The following is a 7,266-nucleotide window of genomic DNA, read 5'->3' on the forward strand; positions in this document are numbered from 1 at the left end:
CATGCGGATCAGGCAAGAAATACAAGAAATGCTGCGGACTCAATTAGCCGCAGCCGCGGTGCTCACCGGAGGGTTACCTTGGCAAAGACGAGTGCAGGTGAGCTTTCTCTGGGCGGCCGGCATTCACCTCTTCGCTACCGCTGGGCTATTTATCGCTCAAGTCGCGATTGCGACAGATATGGCACTACCGGAGATAGTAGCGGCTGGCCAGACGCTGGAAAGCTTCGGATTTGACACACATTACGGTCGGATCACGCTTGCAAGGTTAGCGCTCTCTCTTCTTTTGCTGCTGCCGACAGCGATCCTAATTCGCGGCTGGTCGAGGGAGCAGCAACGTTTAGCTTCAATCGTGACAGCCGGGACAGCAGCACTGATCGCGCTGATTGGTCCACTTGCTGGACACGCCGCCGGGGAAGACAACAGCCGTTGGCTCGTTCCGACCTATCAACTTCACGTGCTCGCGGTTTCTGCTTGGCTTGGGGCCTTACCGGCTTGGATCTGGCTGGTGGCTTCGGTCGCTGTCACCCCCACTGAGACTCGGCGCGTCTATGTCGCAGCGACGCTGCGACGTTTCTCCCAACTAGCAATCGGTTTCGTGGTCGTCGTCGTCGCATCAGGTTTGGTGCTCGCGTTTAGCTCCGCTAGTTCGGCTGGCGAGTGGCTTGGCACGACCTACGGTCAACTGATTATAACGAAGCTTGCTCTACTTGCATGCATCCTGTTGGTGGCCAATCGGATTCGCACGCGCTTCCTACCCGTCATGGAAACCGTAGGAGCAAAACCCGCGGCTTTTCTTGCAGGAGCTGGATGGGCAGCAACTGAATTCTTTTGCGGTGTTCTGATCGTCGGCTGCGCAGCCGCGCTCTCTTCAGTCATACCAGCACGACATGAACAGCCCATCTGGTGGCTGCCGTTTCGCTTTTCGATCGAAGCCACGTGGCCGGCGTGGCCGACGCCCGTTATCGCGGCGGGCGCCTTCTCACTAGCACTACTGTCACTCTTCTGGGGCCTACTCGTTTGTTTGAGAAAGCCGCAAAAGGTAAAAGCAGTTGCAGCAGGCGCCGCCGCCGTTATTTCGGTCGCAGGCGGTCTGTGGCAGATATCCGTGCAAGCCTATCCCGATACTTACCGCCGCCCGTCGGTTGCCTATTCGACGATATCAATAACCAATGGAAAGCGTCTATTTGCCCAGAATTGTGCGGCTTGCCACGGCAGCGGAGGGCTTGGCGATGGTCCGGCGGCATCGACCCTTCCCAAGCCGCCCGCGAATTTGAGCGAACCGCATACTGCGCTGCACACGGCCGGCGACATGTTTTGGTGGCTTAGCCATGGAATTCCAAAAAGCGGCATGCCCGGATTTGCTGATGTATTGGACGAACAGGCCCGCTGGGATGTGATCAACTTCCTGCGGACGTTTTCAGAGGGATTTCAGGCGCGCCTCCTGTCGCCTGAAATCGTACCCGATCATCCGTGGCTGGGGGCTCCAAACTTTTTCTTAGAGGACGAGAATGGGGCGGAGAGGGAGCTGAAGGACTTCCGTGAGCAAAGCAATGTGTTGCTCGTGTTTCCCGAAAAGTCCGACGCAATGCGCATTAAACAGCTACGCCTTGAGCAGAAAAGATTCCGGAAAGAACGATTGCGGGCGATTATCGTGTCGCCGGACGCAAAGCTGGCGGGGGGCGTCCCGAATGTCCGGCATGGAGCACAAGAGGTTAGAGAAAGTGACGATCTGCTCTCCCGGAGCACTACAAATCGTGGAGATCCCAAGCGTTTGGAAATGGGAAGACATTCCATGGAATTCCTAATCGACAGGTTCGGATACATCCGTGCGCGCTGGTTGCAAGAGGAGGACGAATGTGGTTGGCAAAATTCCGACGAGCTGATCTCGCAGGTCCGAGTTCTCAATAGAGAGTCCAAAATTCTCCCGCCACCCGCTCAACATGTGCACTGAATTAGTGGAAATCTTTCAGGGCTCGCAAACAAAGGAGGAAAGCATGCAAATATCATCCCGTCCCAACGGGTTTGGCGATCGATTCGAACTGTTCATTTGGTGCATGATTCTTGTGGCTGGCGCTCTGGTCGCGGCTCCAGCCCACGCACAACACCATGAGCCGGGCATGCACCATATGCACGGGTCTGACGGTGCGCCTGTTGAGAGATCGGGAAATACCGGCGAGCTGCCCGCATTGAAGATCCTCCTGCCGCAATCGGGTAATACCATCGGCGAGCGTGTTGCTTTCGTTTTCCAAGCCGACGATAACATCGCAGAAATGACCATGAGCTCTGCCAATCCGAGCGTTCATCTGCATGTTGCGATGGACGAAACCGAGCTCATGCCAATGGCAGACCAACTGATCCAGCTTGGTGATGGCCGCTATCTCTATGTTTTCGATCTCCCTGCCAAGCCTGGTCGGCACACAATAAGACTCTATTGGGCGGATCCGCAGCATCACACAATCTCCGAGACGGTACAGACCCTCAACGTGGTTGTGAAGGAATCAAAATGAGCAAGCCGTCAATCATTGGAGACTCTAACTGCCGCTGGATGAAAAGCAGTGGCAGGTCACTCCTTCGTCAGGCTAATCGCTGTCGCTCAGGGATGCTGCTCATGCACCCTTGAAGCAAGACTCAACTTTCAGGAAAAGTGGGGACTACGCTAGGCCAATGCCACGGCTATCCTTCGAGCGCCCGGTGCCGATGTCCAATTGTTCACCGCATGCGCCCAAGTTAGGTTGTTCAGAATAACAAGGTCCCCTGGTTTTAGCTTGAGAATAATCTCGTCACAAAAAAGTTTCTCGTAATCGGCGCCTGAACACCAGCTCCGTCCTGCATTAACGGGGTCCAGTTGGTGCAACTCAAAACCGTCCGGCGGGAACTTGAGAAGTTCGCGCTCCTGCAACATCCGAACGAAAAAGTGAAGACAGCTTTGGTCAACACTACCAATGTTATCCCAAAGGACATTCACATCGCGCCCTAGGAGAAGGGAAAAGCTTCTTTTCGGCCTTGCCATAACCATCGCCAGCAAAAGGCCCGGGATCTCGGATTTAACCTCGGCTACTATTTGGTCATCTGGTACCAAATAGTCATCCGGCGAGCTCAGACGATAAAGTGCTTTTGCACGAGTGATCATGCCCCGAGACAATGGTTTTGATCCAGGTAATATTTTTGTCGTTTTTTCTCGTAAAAGTCCCCATGCCTCACTTGTGTCGTCGATGTTCAATAGGATTGTTTCTCCTCCGTCTTTACTATTCTCGAAACAATAAAAGCACGACAACTGCATATTAGATATTCGATCTCCTTCGGAATGCGGGGTGACAAACTGATAATCATCTCGGGAATTAACGCTCATGAAGTATTTGTTGATCCGCCGTCGGTGACCAAGAAAATCGGAAAAGCCGGCCTCCAGCTCTAGCTTTTTTTGCAATCCCAGTTCACCGGCAATTTGATGTACGAGGCCGTCCGCCTCGCTCGGTGAGACATTACTAATCAAAATGACACGGTCTTGACTGAGTGCCTCGATCGCGCAAGTCACATCCAAGCCGCTGCACCCAAGGGTCAACAGCATGCGCCGATGTGAGAGATCAGGACTCAGTTGTGGTTGCGACATTCGCCGTGGACCCGTTCTTCGTCGCTTTCGTCGCCTCACGAGCAAGGGCCGTGCCACAGACGTCAGCGGGCATTAAGCGAAAACGCTACTTAGTGCCGAGCCCCGGCCAATCTGCGAAAACGCGATGCGCGGCGAACTTTGCAACATCGAGCGGAATCCCTGCCGCAGGACCCTCTCTCACTCGACGAGCAGACCACCTGGAGAAAGCAGCGGCGAGCATTTTGGCTCGCAAAGGCAATTCGGGCAAGGCGCGGGCGCCCGATCTTGAGTGGTCGTCGCTGTTGACGGCGCGTGCTGTTGTGTTGAGCTCTGTTCGGTTCAAGGCGTTAATGTCCCAAGCCCGACGGCATGACGGCAAAATTCTGGCAGCCCGGCGAGAAGCGAATTGTTTTCTTCAGAATGAGCTCGCAGAAGGTCATTGGCGCGTCGTTACTTAACGTGAGCGCCAAGGAGATTCTGCTGTACGCGCGGTGATGACGGCGGCTGTTGCAGAGCTTCCGACGACTTTGCGGACGCCCATGCGGTGATCGTCGCCAATGACGTCCGTATTGTTGTGCTGAGCTGTGTCTGATTCAGGACGTCGATGTCCCAAGTCCGACGGCGGCATTCCGAGCGAGGCGCGCGTTGTTTCTTCAGGAAACGCTCGCAGAACGTCATTGGTATGTCGATTGCTTGAAATGCGGGGTGATCCGTTACGGCCTTCATCGTAACCCCTGTCTAAGAGTTCAGATGAAACTTGCTATACCGGTTGGTTCTTGCATCTTTGTTGGTGGTGGTACGCTAGCTGTTAGATGTGCTCAGCTAGTGATGGAGATGGGCCACGTGATCCGGGCGGCGCTGTGTGGCGACGCCATATTCCGCGATTGGGCCGCTCTCGCCGATATCTTGTGTGTGACGAGCATTGAAGAGCTATCTGCGCTGCTCAACGCCGAGCCAGTCGAGTGGATATTTTCTGTTGCCAATCCGTTCATATTGCCAGCAGATGTGTTTGGGAAAGCGCGTAGAGGCGCTTTCAATTACCACGACGGTCCGTTGCCGCGATATGCCGGAACTCATGCGACGTCTTGGGCGCTTCTTGCCCGAGAGACCGAACATGGCATCACGTGGCATCGTATCGATCACGGTGTTGGTACTGGTGAGCTGGTCGTCCAACGCCAAGTGTTGATTGCGACGAGCGATACTGCGCTGACGCTGAATCTCAAATGTTATGAGGCTGCTATCGATGGCTTCCGCGAGCTTCTAACTGGCTTAACAAATGGAGAGCTTAGTGCTCGTCCGCAAGCGCTAGCGGACCGAAGCGTTTTCCCGAAAGGTCGACGTCCAGATGCTGCGGGCTGTCTGCGATGGGATCGATCCGCACAAGATCTGGAAGCGATGACGCGCGCCTTAGACTTTGGCCCGTATCATACCAATCCATTGGGGTTGTCCAAGGCTCTCGTAGGCGATGACGTTGTCGTCGTCAGGCGCTTGGAGGTGACGGCTCGGCGCTCGGGCTTTGCTGCGGGGTCTTTAGTTGAGATCCACCCCAGCCACTGGCGTGTGGCGACAGGGACAGAGGATGTTGATGTTTGGCTTAGCAGCTTGGATGGTAAGGCTCTGGATGCGCGGGCACTCGCGAGGCGTTCTGATTCCCATGTAGGCGACCGCCTCCCGATTCTGAGCGATGACGAGGCGCGGAGCATAACGGTTTCGCATGAAATGTTGGCGCCTCGTGAGAGTTTTTGGCGACGGCGGCTTGAACAGTTCAAAACATCCCAGCTTTCCTTTTTGTCGTCTTCAGTAGCTTTGGCTGCACCTCAATGGCAGTTGAGTTCATGGCGAATTCCAGGTGCTTTGGCTGAGCTGTCTCCCAGTAATCGCACGGAATTCTTGCTAACGGCTTGGCTGATCTACCTAGCCCGCATCACGGGAGAATTAGAGCTTCAATTGGGATGGACTCCCGCGCCGAGTGGATCGCGAGCGGGCTTGAAAGCGCTCGAGGTGCTTGTCGCTTCTGTTGTGCCGATGGCAATTACCATCGATCTCGACAACGATTTTGCAGAGGCGCGCACGGTGGTGGCGGCCGAATTCGCTCAGCTGAAGGAGCAGGATAGCTTCGCGCGAGATCTTATCGCGCGCTGCCAAACGTTGCTCGGTATGGATGCGTTACGATTGCGCCGGCCCTGGCCCGTTGGCGTTATGCTTACTGTAAGTGGCGAGTCTGCCACTGGTGACCTAGCTTCGAGCCCGACTTCTGAGGCAGCCCTGCCCGGTGAGGCGTTAACATTTGAGGTTTGCGCTCTAGATGGGAGCTCTCGATGGCACTTTGATGCAAGTCGCTTGGAGCCCAAGCATATCGACCGTATGACCCAGCATTTGGAAAATTTGCTATGTGCTGTGAAGGCAGATCCGCGGCAGCCGGTGGGGCGGATTGAACTCTTGTCATCCGCTGAGCGTGCGTATCTGCTGGAGGAGCTGAACCGGACGGCATCGGCCTATCCGTCGGACGTGTGCATCCACGAGCTGTTCGAGGCACAGGTTCGCCGTGCGCCGGACGCGGTGGCGGTGGTCCATGAGGAGGAGCGGCTAAGCTATGGCGAGCTGAATGCGCGGGCCAACCGCCTGGCGCATCATCTGATCGGGCTCGGGGTCAGGCCGGACCAGCCGGTGGCGATCTGCGTTGCGCGCAACGTGGCGATGGTGGTCGGGCTTTTAGCGATCCTCAAGGCGGGCGCGGCGTACCTGCCGCTGGACCCGGCCTATCCACCGGCGCGGCTGCGGCAGGTTCTCGACGATGCGGCGCCGCGGCTCCTGCTGGCCGATGCGGCCGGCCGATCCGCGCTGGGCGCCGATGCGCTGGCCGATGTGAGCGTGGTGGATCTGGAGACGGCCATGCCGGCGTGGGCAAACCTGCCGGCGTTGGATCCGGACCCGCGCGCGCTTGGCCTCACCTCACGCCATCTCGCCTATGTGATCTACACCTCCGGATCAACAGGCACCCCCAAGGGGGTCATGGTCGAGCATCGCGGAGTGGTGCGTCTGGTGGCGGAGAACGATTTCGTCGAGATCTCGCCGCAGGACGTTTTTCTCAACGCTTCCTCGCCGACATTCGATGCGACCACGTTCGAAGTCTGGGGAGCCTTGGCGAACGGCGCCAGTGTTGTGCTCTATCCTGAACGCTATCTCTCGACGGCAACGCTGGCCCGGATCATCCAAGACCAAGGCATCACTATCGCTTGGATGACTGCGCGGTTGTTCGACGTCTATGTCGGGGAGGGGCGGAGCACCAGTGGGCTGCAGCAACTGCTGGTCGGGGGCGAAGAGGTCTCAGCCAGTTCCATCAGAGCATGTCAGACGCGACATCCGACGCTGCGAATCTCAAATGGCTACGGCCCGACCGAGAACACCACCTTCAGTCTCTGCTACCCGGTGCCTGCTGGCTTCGATGGCCAGCAGCGGGTGCCACTGGGACGACCAATCCGGAATTCGGTGGTCTATCTGCTGGACGGTCATGGTGCGCCGGTGCCGTTTGGCGCGGTCGGGGAGCTCTACGTCGGCGGGGCGGGGGTGGCGCGCGGCTATCTGAACCGGCCCGAGCTGACAGCGGAGCGGTTCATAGCCAGTCCCTTTGTGGACGGCGACCGGCTGTACCGCACCGGCGATCTGGCGCGCTACCTGCC

General features: G+C 57.0%; 5 protein-coding genes. 4 read left to right on the forward strand and 1 reads right to left on the reverse strand.

The window, feature by feature from the left end; genetic code table 11:
- The 3 genes from SO156_RS45365 to SO156_RS45375 all read left to right on the forward strand — a co-directional run.
- The coding region (locus SO156_RS45365) for an SEC-C metal-binding domain-containing protein (RefSeq protein ID WP_498539180.1) at positions 1 to 47 on the forward strand (47 nt) is incomplete at its 5' end.
- A gap of 131 nt (positions 48 to 178) precedes the next feature.
- A complete protein-coding gene (locus tag SO156_RS45370; protein WP_498539407.1) occupies positions 179 to 1,951 on the forward strand; it encodes a c-type cytochrome in 1,773 nt (590 codons plus the stop codon).
- A gap of 43 nt (positions 1,952 to 1,994) precedes the next feature.
- On the forward strand, positions 1,995 to 2,507 hold the full coding sequence (locus SO156_RS45375) for a hypothetical protein (protein ID WP_498539405.1): 513 nt from the start codon (positions 1,995 to 1,997) through the stop codon (positions 2,505 to 2,507).
- 149 nt (positions 2,508 to 2,656) lie between these two features.
- Here SO156_RS45375 and SO156_RS45380 read toward each other — a convergent pair whose 3' ends face one another.
- Positions 2,657 to 3,565, reverse strand: a complete 909-nt coding sequence (locus SO156_RS45380) for a hypothetical protein (protein WP_498539406.1) — start codon at positions 3,563 to 3,565, stop codon at positions 2,657 to 2,659.
- Positions 3,566 to 4,420: 855 nt separating this feature from the next.
- Here SO156_RS45380 and SO156_RS45385 point away from each other — a divergent pair.
- A partial coding sequence (locus SO156_RS45385; RefSeq protein ID WP_498539408.1) for an amino acid adenylation domain-containing protein occupies positions 4,421 to 7,266 on the forward strand: 2,846 nt, incomplete at its 3' end.

The organism is Bradyrhizobium sp. UFLA05-125 (genome assembly GCF_059803515.1).